The organism is Vibrio sp. MMH1-50 (assembly GCF_022347645.1).
Classification (GTDB): Bacteria; Pseudomonadota; Gammaproteobacteria; order Enterobacterales; family Vibrionaceae; genus Vibrio; species Vibrio harveyi.
The window spans coordinates 41,101-58,959 of the sequence record NZ_JAKRGG010000014.1 but is presented as its reverse complement, the minus strand read 5'-3'; the positions used below and the strand labels follow the sequence as shown (position 1 = coordinate 58,959).

The 17,859-nt window shown below is 45.0% G+C and carries 11 protein-coding genes and 3 tRNA genes; 6 read left to right on the top strand and 8 right to left on the bottom strand.

The window, feature by feature from the left end; translation table 11 throughout:
• Positions 1 to 48: 48 nt before the first annotated feature.
• Positions 49 to 2,688, bottom strand: coding sequence for a DNA gyrase subunit A (gyrA, locus tag MHO32_RS12755; protein ID WP_239212363.1), 2,640 nt, complete (start codon positions 2,686 to 2,688; stop codon positions 49 to 51).
• Between the two features lie 309 nt (positions 2,689 to 2,997).
• On the opposite strand from gyrA, the gene ubiG reads away from it, so the two are divergent.
• The 4 genes from ubiG to yfaE all read left to right on the top strand — a co-directional run bounded on the left by ubiG (position 2,998) and on the right by yfaE (position 7,970).
• Positions 2,998 to 3,705, top strand: coding sequence for a bifunctional 2-polyprenyl-6-hydroxyphenol methylase/3-demethylubiquinol 3-O-methyltransferase UbiG (gene ubiG / locus MHO32_RS12750; protein WP_009698400.1), 708 nt, complete (start codon positions 2,998 to 3,000; stop codon positions 3,703 to 3,705).
• Between the two features lie 489 nt (positions 3,706 to 4,194).
• The gene (gene nrdA / locus MHO32_RS12745; RefSeq protein WP_005445098.1) at positions 4,195 to 6,477 is read left to right on the top strand and encodes a class 1a ribonucleoside-diphosphate reductase subunit alpha; all 2,283 of its coding nucleotides are present in this window, start codon (positions 4,195 to 4,197) and stop codon (positions 6,475 to 6,477) included.
• A gap of 81 nt (positions 6,478 to 6,558) precedes the next feature.
• Positions 6,559 to 7,692 (top strand): class Ia ribonucleoside-diphosphate reductase subunit beta, encoded by a 1,134-nt coding sequence (gene nrdB / locus MHO32_RS12740; protein WP_005445097.1) that lies wholly within the window; start codon positions 6,559 to 6,561, stop codon positions 7,690 to 7,692.
• Positions 7,692 to 7,970, top strand: a complete 279-nt coding sequence (gene yfaE, locus MHO32_RS12735; protein ID WP_005445095.1) for a class I ribonucleotide reductase maintenance protein YfaE — start codon at positions 7,692 to 7,694, stop codon at positions 7,968 to 7,970. Before nrdB ends, yfaE begins: the two co-directional genes overlap by 1 nt.
• Positions 7,971 to 8,069: 99 nt before the next feature.
• On the opposite strand, the gene MHO32_RS12730 is transcribed toward yfaE, so the two are convergent.
• Positions 8,070 to 9,302 carry a CinA family nicotinamide mononucleotide deamidase-related protein gene (locus MHO32_RS12730; protein ID WP_005445092.1) on the bottom strand — a complete coding sequence of 411 codons (1,233 nt, stop codon included), beginning with the start codon at positions 9,300 to 9,302 and terminating at the stop codon, positions 8,070 to 8,072.
• 199 nt (positions 9,303 to 9,501) lie between these two features.
• On the opposite strand from MHO32_RS12730, the gene MHO32_RS12725 reads away from it, so the two are divergent.
• Positions 9,502 to 10,404, top strand: a complete 903-nt coding sequence (locus MHO32_RS12725) for a DUF3943 domain-containing protein (RefSeq protein ID WP_005445090.1) — start codon at positions 9,502 to 9,504, stop codon at positions 10,402 to 10,404.
• Positions 10,405 to 10,645: 241 nt separating this feature from the next.
• Complete coding sequence (locus MHO32_RS12720; RefSeq protein ID WP_005445081.1) at positions 10,646 to 11,158, top strand: glycine cleavage system protein R; 513 nt, start codon at positions 10,646 to 10,648, stop codon at positions 11,156 to 11,158.
• A 96-nt stretch (positions 11,159 to 11,254) separates the two neighbouring features.
• On the opposite strand, the gene nspC is transcribed toward MHO32_RS12720, so the two are convergent.
• The 6 genes from nspC to MHO32_RS12690 form a co-directional block, all read right to left on the bottom strand.
• Positions 11,255 to 12,388: a carboxynorspermidine decarboxylase gene (nspC, locus tag MHO32_RS12715; protein ID WP_239212361.1), complete on the bottom strand. Its 1,134-nt coding sequence runs from the start codon at positions 12,386 to 12,388 to the stop codon at positions 11,255 to 11,257.
• Positions 12,389 to 12,592: 204 nt separating this feature from the next.
• A complete protein-coding gene (locus MHO32_RS12710) occupies positions 12,593 to 13,846 on the bottom strand; it encodes a carboxynorspermidine synthase (protein WP_005445078.1) in 1,254 nt (417 codons plus the stop codon).
• A gap of 18 nt (positions 13,847 to 13,864) precedes the next feature.
• Complete coding sequence (locus MHO32_RS12705) at positions 13,865 to 16,756, bottom strand: pyridoxal phosphate-dependent class III aminotransferase (RefSeq protein ID WP_239212359.1); 2,892 nt, start codon at positions 16,754 to 16,756, stop codon at positions 13,865 to 13,867.
• A gap of 747 nt (positions 16,757 to 17,503) precedes the next feature.
• A tRNA-Gly gene (locus tag MHO32_RS12700) sits at positions 17,504 to 17,579 on the bottom strand.
• 10 nt (positions 17,580 to 17,589) lie between these two features.
• A tRNA-Leu gene (locus MHO32_RS12695) sits at positions 17,590 to 17,676 on the bottom strand.
• Between the two features lie 78 nt (positions 17,677 to 17,754).
• Positions 17,755 to 17,830: transfer RNA gene (locus MHO32_RS12690), tRNA-Gly, on the bottom strand.
• Positions 17,831 to 17,859: the final 29 nt, after the last annotated feature.

Genomic DNA, 17,859 nt, shown 5'->3' with positions numbered 1-17,859 from the left:
AAGCCGAGCGTAATGCTCGGCTTTCAAACTTAGATGTAAAGGAAAAGATTACTCTTCTTCAGAACCTTCTGCTGCGTCATCCGCTGCTGGTGCTTCAGGCGTTTGATCTTCTGCATTTGCTTCTGTTGCTTCCGCTTCTTCGCCTTCTGGCAGTTCTACTTCTTCAACTTCATCAATACGCTGCAAACCAACCACTGACTCATCTTCAGCTGTACGGATAAGTGTTACACCTTGAGTATTACGACCAACTTGGCTAACTTCCGCAACACGTGTACGAACTAGAGTACCAGCGTCGGTGATCATCATCATCTCGTCGCCTTCTTCTACTTGTACCGCGCCAACTACTGGACCGTTACGCTCAGAAACCTTGATAGACACAACGCCCTGAGTTGCACGACCTTTCGTTGGGTATTCCGCTAGTTCAGTACGTTTACCGTAACCGTTTTGAGTAACCGTTAGGATATCGCCTTCGTTTGATGGAACGATCAAAGAAACCACTTGATCATCATCTGCTAGCTTCATACCGCGAACACCTGCCGCTGTACGACCCATTGCACGTACTTTGTCTTCGCTAAAGCGAACCACTTTACCTGCTTTAGAGAACAGCATGATATCGCTTGAACCTGTAGTGATATCAACGCCGATCAAAGAGTCATCATCACGTAGGTTAACGGCGATCAGACCGTTTGAACGTACGTTAGCAAACTGGTTCAGAGGAGTCTTCTTAACCGTACCGTCACCCGTAGCCATGAAGATAAACTTCTCTGGAGAGAACTCATCTACCGGAAGGATTGCCGTGATACGTTCACCTTCCTCAAGTGGAAGGATGTTTACGATTGGCTTACCACGTGCAGTACGAGTTGCATGAGGTAATTGGTAAACTTTCAGACGGTAAGTCTTACCACGAGTTGAGAAACACAGAATGTTATCGTGAGTATTTGCAACAAGTAGACGCTCGATGAAGTCTTCATCTTTCATCTTCGTTGCACTCTTACCTTTACCACCACGACGCTGAGCTTCGTAGTCGCTTAGGATTTGGTACTTAACATAACCTTCGTGAGACAGAGTTACTACTACGTCTTCACGAGCGATCAGCTCTTCCATGTCAATGTCATGGCTAGCTGCTGTGATTTCTGTACGACGCTCATCGCCGTAACCATCGCGAACCGCTTCAAGTTCTTCACGGATCACTTCCATCAAACGCTCAGTGCTTGCAAGGATGTGCATTAGCTCTGCAATTTCGTCCAATAGCGCTTTGTATTCATCAAGAATCTTCTCATGCTCTAGACCAGTTAGACGGTGTAGGCGAAGTTCTAGAATCGCTTGAGCTTGAGTTTCTGTTAGGTAGTACAGACCATCACGGATACCGTATTGATCTTCTAGCCATTCAGGACGTGCAGCGTCAGTACCAGCACGCTCTAGCATTGATGCTACGTTACCAAGATCCCAACCACGCGATACCAAGCCAACTTTTGCTTCAGCTGGAGTTGGTGCGTTTTTGATGAGTTCGATAACTTCGTCAATGTTCGCAAGAGCAAGAGAAAGTGCTTCAAGGATATGCGCACGTTCACGCGCTTTACGCAATTCGAAAATAGTACGACGAGTCACAACTTCACGACGGTGATCAACGAAGCACTTCAACATGTCTTTTAGGTTGAATAGCTGAGGTTGGCCGTTGTTTAGCGCAACCATGTTGATACCGAAAGTGGTTTGAAGCTGAGTTTGTGCGTAAAGGTTGTTTAGAACAACTTCCCCCACTGCATCGCGCTTACATTCAATTACGATACGCATACCATCTTTATCAGACTCGTCACGTAGCGCACTAATGCCTTCTACTTTCTTATCTTTTACTAGCTCAGCGATCTTCTCGATCAAACGAGCTTTGTTCACCTGGTAAGGGATTTCAGTGACGATGATGGTTTCTTTACCATTCTTCTCCACTTCGATTTCCGCTTTTGAACGCATGTAGATTTTGCCGCGACCTGTTTTGTACGCGTCTACAATACCTTTACGACCGCTGATAAGCGCCGCAGTTGGGAAATCAGGACCAGGAATGTAATCCATTAGCTCATCAATAGTGATTTCTTCATTATTGATGTATGCGAGACAGCCATCGATCACTTCGCCAAGGTTATGTGGCGGGATGTTGGTTGCCATACCTACCGCGATACCGGAAGAACCGTTTACCAGTAGGTTAGGAATTTTAGTAGGAAGAACTGCAGGAATTTGCTCCGTACCATCGTAGTTAGGTACGTAGTCCACAGTTTCTTTGTCTAGGTCAGCCAGAAGTTCGTGGGCCATTTTCGCCATACGTACTTCGGTATAACGCATTGCCGCAGCAGAGTCGCCATCGATCGAGCCAAAGTTACCTTGACCATCGACCAGCATGTAACGAAGTGAGAACGGCTGAGCCATACGTACGATTGTGTCGTACACAGCACTATCACCGTGTGGGTGATATTTACCGATTACGTCGCCGACAACACGGGCTGATTTTTTATATGGTTTGTTCCAATCGTTGCCTAGTACGTTCATCGCGAATAAAACGCGGCGGTGTACTGGTTTTAGGCCATCACGCACATCTGGAAGAGCACGACCCACGATGACAGACATCGCGTAGTCTAGATATGAACCTCTAAGCTCATCTTCAATGTTTACGGGCGTGATCTCTTTAGCTAAATCGCTCATAGAGCCATTATCCCTCTATTATCTGATCGTAATTACGATACGTGTAAGGTGCAAAAATATAACACACAATTCATCAACGGGGCATCACTTTCCCACTCGTTTTATCAGGTTGTGAGCTTGGTTATGGGTTAAATGAAGAGAATTTGCACATTCATCCCATATCTTTATGAAAACTGACTATATTTCCACCAACATCAGTCAAAAATCTCTCCTGTAGCGATTGTGAGAAAAGAACCAGTTTTAACGTATCGTACCATTGGAGTATAATCTCGCCTTCCAAAGGACTATTAGCGAAGCGATATAACAATCATGACTAAAGCACAAAACGTCGACCCAAGTGAAATTAAGAAATTCGAAGAGATGGCTTCTCGTTGGTGGGATTTAGAAGGCGAGTTCAAGCCACTTCATCAAATTAACCCGCTTCGCTTGAACTATGTCCTAGAGAAAGCAGACGGCTTATTTGGTAAAAAAGTGCTCGATGTTGGCTGTGGTGGTGGCATCCTAGCTGAGAGCATGGCTAAAGAAGGTGCAGTAGTTACTGGTTTGGATATGGGTAAAGAGCCTCTTGAGGTCGCTCGCCTGCATGCACTTGAGACTGGCACTAAGTTGACTTACATCCAAAGCACGATTGAAGACCACGCAGCAGAAAATGCAGGAACCTATGACGTTGTCACTTGCATGGAAATGCTTGAACACGTTCCAGATCCACTTTCAGTGATTCGTTCTTGTGCTGCATTGGTCAAACCTGGCGGTCACGTTTTCTTCTCTACCTTGAACCGTAATATCAAATCTTACCTATTTGCCATTGTGGGTGCAGAGAAGTTGCTTAAGATTGTGCCAGAAGGTACACACGATCATGAGAAGTTCATCAAACCTGGTGAAATGATGAAGATGATTGACCAGACAGACCTTACCGAGATGGGTATCACAGGCTTACATTACAACCCACTCAACGATAGCTACAAACTTGGTCGTAATGTGGATGTAAACTACATCGTTCATACTACAAAATATTGATGGTTCGATTGACGCTTGAGCGACAAACGAGCATCAAGATTGAGAAAAAGCGGTAGCATAGATGCGCCGCTTTTTTTGTCAATTTCTGTCGAAAAAAAGTGCTCTAGATTCCATTTTGACCAAACTATTTTTAACAAACAAAAACTGTCAAAGATCAAGGAAAATATTTTTACATGCGGTTATTTATGAACCGATTTAAAAAACGTATTTTTCCCCATTCAAGTCAGCCCTTTTCTCATCGGTTAGTGTTCACTTACTGTTTTTTTTTATTTTGTTAGTTATCCACAAGTCATCCCAAACCTGTGCCTTGAAAAATTGGGGTAACAGCACTATCTTGTAACTCGCAAACAAATGAACCCCTATATCTTGTGTTTCGACTACAATATATAGATAGACTTTGATCACAAAGCCGCCGCAAATTTTACAAGTTTTGCACATAAACAAACAAAAATACGGCTTTTATCAGTTTTCTTAGGGAAATAAAGCAGAATGAACCAACAACTTACCGTCACTAAACGTGATGGCCGCAAAGAAACTATCGATCTGGAGAAAATCCATCGCGTTATTACTTGGGCTGCAGAAGGTCTGAACAACGTATCGGTATCACAAGTAGAACTACGTGCTCACATCCAGTTTTACGACGGCATTACGACGACAGATATCCACGAGACTATCATCAAGTCTGCTGCAGATTTGATTTCAGAAGAAACACCGGATTACCAATACCTAGCTGCTCGCCTAGCGGTATTCCACCTACGTAAGAAAGCATACGGTCAATATGAGCCGCCAACGCTTTACAACCACGTAGCTCGTCTTGTTGATATGGGTAAGTACGACCAACACATCCTAGAAGACTACACAAAAGCTGAATTGGACGAGCTTGATGCGTACATCGATCACAAGCGCGACCTTGATTTCTCTTACGCTGCTGTAAAACAACTAGAAGGTAAGTACTTCGTTCAAAACCGTGTATCGGGTGAAATCTACGAAAGTGCTCAGTTCCTTTACATTCTAGTGTCTGCTTGCTTGTTCGCTAACTACCCGAAAGAAACGCGTCTTGACTACATCAAACGTTTCTACGATGCGACATCGACATTTAAGATTTCTCTACCTACACCAATCATGTCTGGTGTACGTACCCCTACTCGTCAGTTCAGCTCATGTGTGCTGATCGAGTGTGGTGATAGCCTAGATTCTATCAACGCAACAGCAAGTTCAATCGTACGTTACGTTTCTCAACGTGCTGGTATCGGTATCAACGCTGGTCGTATCCGTGCACTTGGTTCTGAGATCCGTGGTGGTGAAGCATTCCATACAGGTTGTATCCCGTTCTACAAATACTTCCAAACAGCAGTTAAGTGCTGTTCTCAAGGTGGTGTTCGTGGTGGTGCAGCAACTGTGTTCTACCCACTATGGCACGGTGAAGCGCGCTCGCTAATGGTTCTTAAGAACAACCGTGGTGTTGAAGAGAACCGTGTTCGTCACATGGACTACGGTGTTCAGTTGAACAAACTGATGTATCAACGCCTAGTGGAAGGTGGCAACATCACGCTATTCTCGCCATCTGACGTACCAGGTCTGTACGACGCATTCTTTGAAAACCAAGAAGAATTCGAGCGTCTATACGTGAAATACGAAAACGATCCTTCAATCAAGAAAGAGACCGTTAAAGCGATTGAAATGTTCACTCTTCTAATGCAAGAACGCGCATCAACTGGTCGTATTTACATTCAGAACGTAGACCACTGTAATACGCACAGCCCGTTCGATTCAGAAGTAGCACCAGTTCGTCAATCAAACCTATGTTTGGAAATCGCGCTGCCAACCAAGCCACTAACTAACGTTGAAGATGACTCGGGCGAAATCGCGCTATGTACACTGTCTGCGTTTAACCTTGGTGCAATCAAGTCTCTGGATGACTTCGAAGAACTGTCTGAGCTTGTTGTTCGTGCGCTAGATGCACTGCTTGATTACCAAGATTACCCACTACCAGCTGCATACAAATCGACAATGAACCGTCGTACGCTAGGTGTTGGTGTTATCAACTTCGCATACTACCTAGCGAAGAATGGCGTTAAGTACTCTGACGGCAGCGCAAACGGTCTAACTCACCGTACATTTGAAGCGATTCAATACTACCTATTGAAAGCCTCTGTTGCGCTTGCGAAAGAGCAAGGTAAGTGTCCTTCGTTTAACGAAACGAACTACGCGAAAGGTCTACTGCCTATCGACACTTACAAGAAAGACGTTGACCTAATTTGTGACGAAGAGCTGCACTACGATTGGGACAGCCTACGTCAAGAAATCATGGAACACGGTCTGCGTAACTCAACACTGACTGCGCTAATGCCTTCTGAGACATCTTCTCAGATCTCTAACGCAACAAACGGTATTGAGCCACCACGTGGTTTCGTATCAGTTAAAGCGTCGAAAGACGGTATCTTGAAACAAGTTGTGCCAGATTTCGCTGAGCTTAAAGACAACTATGAACTGCTTTGGAACATCGGTTCTAACGACGGTTATCTACACCTTGTGGGCATTATGCAGAAGTTCGTTGACCAAGCGATCTCTGCAAACACAAACTACGATCCTTCTGGTTATGAGAGCGGTAAGGTGCCAATGAAGAAACTTCTTCAAGACCTTCTGACTGCGTACAAGTTTGGTGTGAAGACGCTTTACTACCATAACACTCGTGACGGTGCGAAAGACGACCAGAAAGACGCAGTTCAACCACAAGATGACGATTGTGCAGGCGGCGGTTGTAAGATTTAATCTCCCCCACTTAAACAATTCGTAGTAACAAACAATCGAACGCCTCCCCGCTTGGGGAGGTCTAAAAGGAATTGAGGCATTATGGCTTACAGTACTTTTAACCAGAACAAAAATGACCAACTGAAGGAACCAATGTTCCTTGGTCAATCAGTGAACGTAGCTCGTTACGACCAGCAAAAATTCGAGATCTTCGAAAAGCTTATCGAAAAGCAATTGTCTTTCTTCTGGCGTCCAGAAGAAGTTGATGTATCTAGCGACCGTATTGATTACAACAAGCTACCTGACCATGAGAAGCACATCTTCATCTCAAACCTGAAGTACCAAACGCTGCTTGACTCAATTCAAGGTCGTAGCCCGAACGTTGCGCTACTTCCTCTGGTTTCTCTACCTGAGCTAGAAACTTGGATCGAGACTTGGTCGTTCTCTGAGACGATCCACTCTCGTTCTTACACACACATCATCCGTAATATCGTGAATGATCCAAGTGTGGTATTCGATGACATCGTAGAAAACGAGCACATTCTTAAGCGTGCGAAAGACATCGCGCATTACTACGATGACCTGATCCAAGCGACAAACGACTATCACCGCTACGGTGAAGGCGAACACGTTCTTAACGGTGAAACGGTTAAAGTTAGCCTGTACGACCTGAAGAAGAAATTGTACGTCTGTTTGATGTCAGTGAACGCACTAGAAGCAATCCGCTTCTACGTAAGTTTCGCATGTTCATTTGCTTTCGCTGAACGTGAGCTTATGGAAGGTAACGCGAAAATCATCAAGCTCATCGCTCGTGATGAAGCGCTTCACTTGAACGGTACTCAGCATATGATCAACCTGCTACGTAACGGTCAAGATGACTTCTCTTTCATGCAAATCGCTGAAGAAGCAAAACAAGACTGTTTTGACCTATTCAAAGAAGCGGCAGAGCAAGAGAAAGAATGGGCTGAATACCTATTTAAAGATGGTTCAATGATTGGTCTAAATAAAGATATCCTTAGCCAATACGTTGAATACATTACGAACATTCGTATGCAAGCGGTAGGTCTACCAGCAGCATACCCTGAAGCAACTTCAAACCCTATCCCATGGATTAACGCTTGGTTGTCATCGGATAACGTTCAAGTTGCACCGCAGGAAGCAGAAATCTCTTCTTACCTTGTTGGTCAGATTGACAATGAAGTAAGTGCAGACGACTTCGAAGGATTTGAGCTGTAATGCCAAGCATCAAAATCAACAAACTCGTTAGCATTGAGTCTAATCCATCTAACACAATTTTGGAGACGATGGAGCAAGCGGGCTTACTACCTGAATACAATTGCCGTGACGGACACTGTGGTGCATGTCGCTGTAAATTGGAATCAGGTGACGTGGAGTATGTTGGTTTTGCAATGGCGTATACTCAGCCAGACGAAATTCTGCCTTGTATTTGCAAAGCGAAATCCGAAATTTCGCTCAGTGGTGTGAATTACGCGATGAAAGAAAAACGCGCATAAACGCCACCAGCCAGTACAAAAAAGCCAAGGCAATCGCCTTGGCTTTTTACTATTTATTTTTACTGTCTACTTTTACTATCTAAACAGCTCGACATCCTTTTAAAGAGCACTGCTCGGAATGTGCATTTCTTTAATCTTTTCCAAGAATGCGTATTGAGCCGACATCGGCTTGCGTTCTAGATAACGGCGTAGCATATCCAGTGCCGCAGCACTGATGACTTTAACCTGATCATCTTGCTGATATTTTCTTGAAAGTTTGTATAGGGCGCCCCACTCTCCTGTTGACGTGGAAAGAGCAACAGAGAAAATGCCTTCTTCAATTTTTCCCGTAACTAAAGCCAAGTCGGTGGCGCACTTTTCACGTGTCGCACCAGCTAGAGCAAACGTCGCTGCGAGTGGGTCCCCTTCATCTGCAATGGTTTGATTGTTTCCTGATAGAACCCAACCGTGACCGAATTGCTCAGCGACTTTTTCATCACTATTTAGCCAATACGTTAAATACCCTGCACTGCTTTTCTCCGACACCGATAGTGTCAGCGCTTTATCTGTTAGTAGCTGACCGACATGTTCAACCATAGGTACATCGACACTTACAGAATTGGTTTCAAGGTGCTTATGGATCATCTGCATCAACTTCATGCGTTGCTCAATATGCTGAGATGGACCAAACAGTTTCACTTCGATAAAGGGTAAGTAAGAGCGATAACCCAGTTCATAACTAGGCGGAAGCTTCATTTGGTCAAGCTTGTCCGATATACCAGATTCAGACAGACCAAACGTATAAATTCGGCTACAAGATGCACTTTCTACTTCAGGGAAGAGTTTTTTCAAATCTGGCAGAATTTGCGTCTCTGCCATTAACTTAAATTCACTTGGTACACCTGGGGTGAAATAGAACACCGCATCATTGATCAGCATTTTAAAGCCACAAGCCGTGCCAATCGGATTATCAACAATTTGTGCCGTTTCCGGTAGCATAGCTTGCTTGAGATTGCTATCCGGCATTGGGATACCACGACGGGCATACATCGCCTCTAGGTGTGCTAACCAGTCTTTAAATAACACTAATTTGCAATCTGCTGCTTTCGCTGCTGCCGCTGCGCTCATGTCATCTGTGGTTGGTCCTAAACCACCATTCACGATCACCACGTCATTATTGAAGCTGAGCATCAAAAACTCTTCAATCAAACTCGATTGTTTATCACCAACGGTCGAGCGCTTCGTTAAGCCAAATCCATGTTGATAAAATAAGCTCGACAGCCAAGCTGCATTTGTATCAACAATATCACCGTGAAGGACCTCTTCACCGGTACTTAGCATAGCAATTTTCACAACTGACTCCTGAAAATAGGCAAAATCCACATTTTTTCGACATTGTGCCTATATCGTTTTCATTTTATTGGACTAATCTCATAGTTAATTTGTTGAGATTAAATGTAGGTCAAGTATTTAAATGGCTGTTCTTTTAAGGGATAATTGTGAGCCCGATCATCAAACCAACAACTCGGAGACCTTCGTGTCAAAATCATCCATGTTCAAGAAAACTCTAAGTGGTCTTGTTCTGACGGCATCTGCTACCGCAAATGCAAGCCAGTACGATATGAGTAACCATATTGAGTTCTCTTACACGCCTGATTGCCTGTCAGGTTACTGCGAAACGACCACTCTGTATAGCTTCGAGCCACAAAATCGTCGCTTTGCGATGGGACTTGATAACGATGATTCTTTAAATCTCGACGCAGGCCTTCAACCGAAGCATATGATCGTGCCAAAAGACAAAGATTGGGACTATCTCATGGGTCAAACTTACACCATTCTTGGTTTGAGTGTGGCTACGGTAGGTTTGATGACTTTATTGCCTGAGAGCATTACAAAATGGGACGAAGAAGATCGTGACATGAGTAAGCTAGGCAGCAAGTGGAAAGACAACGTTTCAAGCGGTCCAGTATGGGACCGAGATGAGCACTTTCTAAACTACGTCATGCACCCTTACTTCGGTGGTGTTTACTATACGGCTGCGCGCCACGCTGGCTATAACGAATTTGAATCCTTCTTGTATTCTGCGACCATGTCGACGTTCTTCTGGGAATACGGTGTAGAAGCTTTTGCTGAAATCCCATCATGGCAGGACTTGTTTATTACTCCATTCTTTGGTGCTGTAGTGGGTGAAATGATGCTAACAGCGGAACAAGACATCGTTGCCAATGGTGGTGAAGTAATGGGCTCAGAAACCGTTGGGGACGTTTCTCTATTCTTCCTCAATCCAGTCGGACACATTCACTACTGGGTATCAGATGCATGGGGCGGTAGCGCAGAATTCCAATTCAGTTCATCACCTTGGTTTGGCAACCAAGACGCAGCGAAGTTTGCGATGGATTCCGGCGCAAGCTACGATAACGTCTTCTACGGTTTTGAAATGAAGGTCACCTTCTAAAACCAAACTGTTAAATAGCAGCCTGAGGGCTGCTTTTTTTGTGCCCCAAGCATAGTTTTTATTATTTGCATCACGAATTAGCGTCAAAAATTGACCTTTATCAAACCTAACCCTCCTCCAGCACCTACACTGAATTTAAGGACTAATTCCAATAACTTAAGTTTTAAACCTTAAGCTCAAATAACTATAGCGATACGTCTAACCGTGCCGCGTCCAAACCTTATTCCGGGAGGGGACCATTATGAACACTGTGTTTATCGTTAATTTCGTCGGTCAGGCATCACCAGCGACCATCAAACAGCTTGCAGCGGTTACCCATGAAAACGAAGGCAAATGGCTGATCAGTAAAGTGAACTTTATTGAGGATCAGGTTGCCGGCGTGATCAAAATCGAGCTACCAGAGGAAAATGCCAACACAGTGAAAGAGGCGTTCTCTGCTTGCCAAACCCTCATCGTAAAATTCGTTGATTCCGAACCTCACTCTCACCGTGAAGATACGGTCTTTCAGCTTCGTCTGGACGCCAATGATCGTGCAGGCATCGTCAACGAAATCACCCACGTGCTCGATGGACAAGGCATTTCGATTTTAGACATGGACTGTCAACGAGTGTTTATCGCCGGTGGCGGAGGTGTAAGTTCAAGCTTGTTTAGCGCTAAGATGGCAATCAAGTTGCCGAGTGAACTGGAAATTGATGATGTAGCGAATGAGTTAGAATCGCTCAGCGAAGATACTCGTGTGATTGTCGAAAGCTGATCTTAAGCCCAAAGTACTCGGTAAACCTAAGCAATGCATAATAAAAAAGAGCAGCTCATCGCTGCTCTTTTTACGTTCAATCAAATGAAAAGGTGATTACTTCACTGTCCATTGAGACAGAGAACGTTTGAAGTCTGAATAATCAAATTCGTTCAGCTTTTGAATTTCACCATTTGAACGTTCGCAGTATACCGACGGCATACGTAGACCGTTAAACCAGTTCAGTTTCACCATGGTGTAACCCGCACTATCTAGAATGTGCAGACGCTGTCCGATCTCCAGTGGTTGCTCAAAGTTCGCCACACAGAACTGATCACCAGCTAAACAAGAGCACGAGCCAATGACGTATTCATGTGCACCATTTTCTGCTGCTTCAAGAATCGATGCTGGCTCGTTATAAATCAAAGTATCTAAGCGGTGTGCTTCAGTTGCTGAATCCACAATCGCAGTCTTCTTCACGTTCTCAACAATGTCTACCACAGTCACGACAAGATCCGTCGTTTTAGTGATGATTGCCTCACCCGGCTCTAGGTACATTTGTACGCCGTGCTTTTCAGAGAAAGCTTTCAGTGCAAGCCCCAGCTTTTCGATATCGTAGCCCGGCCACGTAAAGAACACGCCGCCGCCCATGCTAACCCAATCCAGCTTATCGAGATACTCGCCAAAGTGCTCAGAGATCGAATCCAACAGACTGATGAATGCGTCCACATCTTTGTTCTCACAGTTCATGTGGAACATCACACCATCAATGCCATCGAAAATTTCCGGCTTGATGTGGTCAGCTTGTACGCCTAGACGAGAAAACTGACGTGCAGGGTTCGCCAAGTCTTGACCTGCATAGCTTACACCCGGGTTTAGACGCAAACCAATCGACGCTTTACCTTCAACAATATGGCGGTAAGCTGCTAACTGCGACTGAGAGTTAAAAATCATCTTGTCGCAGATATCTGCTACTTCACGTACGTCATCTTCGCTGTAGCCAACACTGTAAGCATGAGTCTCTCCACCAAAGGTTTCATAACCAAGCTTCACTTCAAAAGGACCAGAGCTGGTTGTACCGTCTAAGTAAGGCTTGATAATGTCGAATACGCCCCATGTCGAGAAACACTTCAGTGCCAACACTAACTTCACACCAGAGATATCTTTTAGCTGTTTTGCCTTCTCTAGATTCTCAATCAATTTGTCTTCATTGATCATGAAGTATGGGGTTTTAAGTTCGTTTTGTTGCATGTTAATACCTTAGATCCCCTCATAAAAATGAAGGAACTATAAAACCGAACAAAGCCGATGCGATCGCACCGGCTTAGATTGATGATTAAAATAAGCGCAGCTTGCACTGAAACTTCTAATCGAGTTTAGGATGCACGCGTTGTTTGTAACAATTAACGCGCACACCTCAAAACACGATAAAAAGAAATCGTTAGTGTAAGTGCCTTACTTGTTCAGTTCGTGGATAACTGGAAGCCCCTGACCTGCTTCTAATTCCTGAACATGCCAATCTAGACCAATTGTTGGCATTGTTTCTAGGAACGGATCTGGGTCTAGCTGTTCCATGTTGAACACGCCTTTGTCAGCCCATTTACCACGGAAGAACTGCAGCGCAGCTGTAATCGCAGGAACACCCGTCGTATAAGAGATCGCTTGATGTTCAACGTCTTCGTACGCGACTTCATGATCTGCGTTGTTGTAGATAAACACGCTACGCTCTTTGCCATCTTTCTTACCTTGAACCCAAGTACCGATACACGTTAGACCTGTGTAGCCCGGTGCTAGAGATGTTGGGTCTGGCAATAGCGCTTTTAGTACATGCAGAGGTTGAACGACTGTACCATCGTGCAGCGTTAGTGGATCTGGGCTTAGTAGACCAATATCTCGCATTACATTGAAGTAGTTTAGGTAACGGTCACCGAAACCCATCCAGAATTCAATGCGTTTTGCTGGGATGAATTCTTTCATCGAACGAACTTCATCGTGCGCCATTGAGTACACTTTGTGAGAACCACAGTTCGGGAAATCGAACTCTAGCATACGAGAGTGACAAGGTACTTGTTTCCACTCTTCGTTTTCCCAGTAGAATGAATCACCTTGGATCTCTAGCATGTTCGTTTCTGGGTCAAAGTTGGTCGCGAACTTCTTACCGTGGTCACCCGCGTTAACATCCATTACATCAATCGTATCGATTTCGTCAAACAGATGCTTCACAGCGTACGCTGCAAATACCGAGACTACACCTGGATCGAAACCAGCGCCCAGGATACCTGTGATGCCCGCTTCCTCGAACTTCTCACGGTAACCCCATTGCCAATCGTAAGCTTGTGGTACTTGCTGACCTTCAGAACATAGGTCAACCGCTACTGATGTGTCTAGGTATGAAACTTTTGCTCGGTAACACGCTTCCATGATTGGCATGTTAACCCACGGAGGACCCGCGTTGATGACAAGATCCGGTTTTACTTCTTCAATAAGAGCAACCAGAGAATCTACGTCGTCAGCGTTCACTGCACGCGCTTCTAGTTTCTTAGCTGAATCTTTCAGGTTGTTTTTCTTCTGAATCGATTCGATGATCTTCTCACACTTACCAATAGTACGTGATGCGATTGTGATATCACCCAGAACGTCGTTATTTTGTGCTGCTTTATGTGCAACAACCCAGCCAACGCCGCCTGCACCAATCTGTAGAACTGCCATAGTTTTCCGTTACCTTTATTAAACTAGCTCAACTGCTAGCGTGTTGATTTTCAAGAGCAAAGATTCAAAGTCCGCTGTCGTCAGACAAGGATTCAAAATCGTAAATTTAAGAGCGGTCTTACCATCAACGATGGTTTCACCAAGAACTGCGATACCGCGAGTCAACGCTTCAAGACGCAACGCTTTGTTCAGTTCATCTAAATCTGCAGATGCGTTGTTTGTGCGTACATTGGTTGCACGAAATAGAACCGTAGAAAGTGCCGGCTCAGCCAAAAGCTCGAACTGATCGTGTGCACGAATCATCTCGGCAACATCTTGAGTTTGTACCAACAGGTGATCGTACATATCGCCCAGCGCTTTAGGACCCACGTTTTGCATCGTCATGAACACTTTCAATGCATCAAAGCGCTTCGTGGTTGCAATAGATTTGTCCACCAAGTTTGGTAGCTCATCGTGTTCACGGTTTAGGTAGTCAGCGTGATGAAGTAGGAACTTAAAGTTCGACTTGTCGTTCACCAGCAACGCACCACAACTGATTGTTTGGTAGAACAATTTGTGGAAATCGACACTAATAGAGTGCGCACGCTCTACACCTTTCAGGCGAGATTTGTGACTGCTTAGAATCAGTGCGCCACCGTAAGCGCCATCAACGTGCATCCACATCTCGTGCTTCGCTGCCATATCAGCAATGAAATCAAGGTCATCAATTGCGCCGTGGTCAGTCGTACCCGCCGTGCCAACAATGGCGAATGGGATCAGACCTTCTGATTTCGCCTGTGTTAGAACCTGATCTAACTGAGTAACGTCCATTGTACCGTCAGCGTTCGCATCGACGGTCATCACTGCTTTCTCACCCAGTCCCATCCAAGATGCTGACTTTTGAACCGTGAAGTGTGATTTCTTAGAACACACAATGCGCAGTTTGTCTGCGTAATCAGGAAGACCCAGCTTTTGGATTGAGTGACCACTTAGCTTGTGTGCAATCCAGTCACGCGCCAACATTAGCCCCATTTGGTTGCTTTGCGTACCACCACTGGTGAAGATGCCGTCGCCCTTCTCGCCTAACTCATACTTGTCACACAACCAATTAATCACTTTTTGCTCTACGTAAGTCGCAGAAGAAGCTTGATCCCATGAATCCATAGATTGGTTTAGCACCGCAATCATGGCTTCTGCCGCAACCGCTGGCATGAGAGGAGGGGTATGTAGATGGGCAATACAATCTGGGTGCTGGGTGAAAATCGCATTCTTTGCAACAAGCTCAGCAGCTTCATTGATGACAGACTTTAACGACGCATTTTTGTTGTCTAGATCGACTGCATTAATCGCCGCTTCCAGCAACTTAGGGTTCATACCAGAGTATGGTGCGTTCACTTCTTCGAACACCGATTTCATTACAGCGGTAGTGTGATTCATAACCGACGCGAATTCGGCACCACCAAGTTCACCAGTTTGAATAAAGTGCTTTTTCCATTCTTCTTGTGGTGCAGTTTCAATATGACTGCCACCCGCTGCGATAATCGCTTCTTCGAGTACACGAAGCGCAAAGTCGATTTGCTCAAAAGAGATAATAAGAGGTGGAAGGAAGCGAATTACAGAGCCTTCACGACCGCCCTTTTCAACCATCAAGCCGCGCTCAAGCGCCGCACGTTGAATAGCAAGTGTCAATTGACCATCAGCTAGAGGCTCACCAAATTTGTTCAGCTCGCCATTTGGATGCTTAATCTCAACACCAAGCATCAAACCTTTGCCACGAACATCCGCGATACAGTTAACGCGTTTTTGAATGCTCTCAAGACCAAAGCGTAAATACTGACCAGCGACGTTCGCATGTTCAACAAGGTTGTCGCGCTGGATGATTTCTAGCGCTTTTGCACCTGAGACCATTGCCAATTGGTTACCACGGAAAGTACCGGTGTGCTCACCTGGCTTCCATGTATCGTGTTGTTTGTTGATCACCAGTAGTGACATAGGTAAGCCACCACCGATTGCTTTAGACAAACATAAAATATCAGGAACAATGCCCGCTTCTTCGAATGCGAAGTTGTAACCTGACTTACCAACACCACATTGAATTTCATCGAAGATCAACAAGATACCGTGATCATCACAAATACGGCGTAGTTCACGTAGCCAGAATGCAGGCGCAGGAATAACACCACCCTCACCTTGGACTGGCTCCACAATGATCGCTGCCGGCTTCATGATACCCGCTTCATCGTCGTTCAAGAGACGCTCGATATAGCGGATGCTCGCTTTCGCACCCTCATCACCGCCAAGCCCAAATGGGCAGCGTAGGCTGTATGGGAATGGCATAAAGTGCACATCTGACATCAATCCAGTACGGCGAGCTTTGGTACCCAAGTTCCCCATCATACCCATGGTGCCATTTGTCATACCGTGGTAGGCTCCACGGAAAGCAAACATGGTGTTACGACCCGTGGTTTGCTTCGCTAATTTAATAGCCGCTTCAACGGCATCCGCACCCGAAGGACCACAGAACTGAATCACGCAGTTGTCGCTTAGCTCTTGAGGAAGGAAGCCTTTAACAGACTTAATGAAATGTGTTTTCGCAGACGTTGCGATATCCAGAGTCTGGTACGGCAAACCAGAATCTAACTGCTCTTTTAACGCTTGGTTGATTTCCGGGTGATTGTAACCCAGAGCCAACGTACCCGCCCCAGCAAGACAGTCTAGAAAGATTTGACCACGCGTATCTTCAACCAAACAGCCATAAGCTTGTTTAATTGCGATTGGCAAGCGACGTGGGTAAGAACGTACTTCCGATTCATGCTCTGCTTGTTCGATAAGAACTTGATCAGGCGTTAAATCATACGTTCCTTCAACAACTGGAACCTGAGACGAAAAGTAATTTGCGATAGTGTTATCGACTTCAAAGGCAGTGCTCATACTACATAATCCCTTGAATTATAATGATTCTCTTTCCTGTATTTATTCTCGTTAGTATTAAATAACAGGATATACAGATACACCTCCGCATTCGTCATTTTCTAAACGACAAATACAGATAACCCGTCACGACAAGCGCGACTTTTTATTTTGATTGGAGAGTAATCAAGGTTCCGTAATGCACCCGTTTTGTAAAACAGGACATTTCGGCAGTATGAAGCTGATTAGTGTGTGTTTGTTTAAAGGTTTCAATGTTGGGTTTCCCATTAACATGCTGTTTCTTACAGCACTAGTATCCCGTCTATCGACAAATGGCTTTGCCGATACCTACCCTACGTAGTGTCACAATCAGCTTGAATGGTCACTACGCGTATCCCCCAGAGAATCAAAGTCGTAATAATACGCTCCGAGATTGCGCGCGAATTTATCACAAAATAAAATCTTCTGGCAATATCTTTTCACAGGTTGCATATTGACTGAGATCACAATCACAGCAAACGTTTACTGGACTAATTTACCTCAACATTGATGTGCATCGCAGAAGGTCTTCTTAACCTCGACAGAAAAGTAAACGCATGAAGGTGATTAGTTGAGGCTGTATTTCGTGCGTAGAAAGAGCAAGGAAATTCAGGATAAATAAAGTACGCGGCAGAGGTATCTATGCCAGCATGGAAGGAAAGAAGAAGCTCAGAGAAAAGAAAACAACAGAAATGAAAAAGCCCAGCATTTATGCTGGGCTTTAAAATCTGGAGCGACACACGAGGTTCGAACTCGTGACCTCAACCTTGGCAAGGTTGCGCTCTACCAACTGAGCTAGTGTCGCAGATTTGAGATGGTGCCCCGGGCCGGACTTGAACCGGCACAACGCGAACGTCGAGGGATTTTAAATCCCTTGTGTCTACCAATTCCACCACCAGGGCACACAAATATTCTTTGTGATGCCTTTACAGAAAAGTAAAACACCATCTGATACCGCTAATTGCCATATCATTTTAATTTGGAGCGACACACGAGGTTCGAACTCGTGACCTCAACCTTGGCAAGGTTGCGCTCTACCAACTGAGCTAGTGTCGCATTTATTCTCGAAAGTCATTCACTCTCAA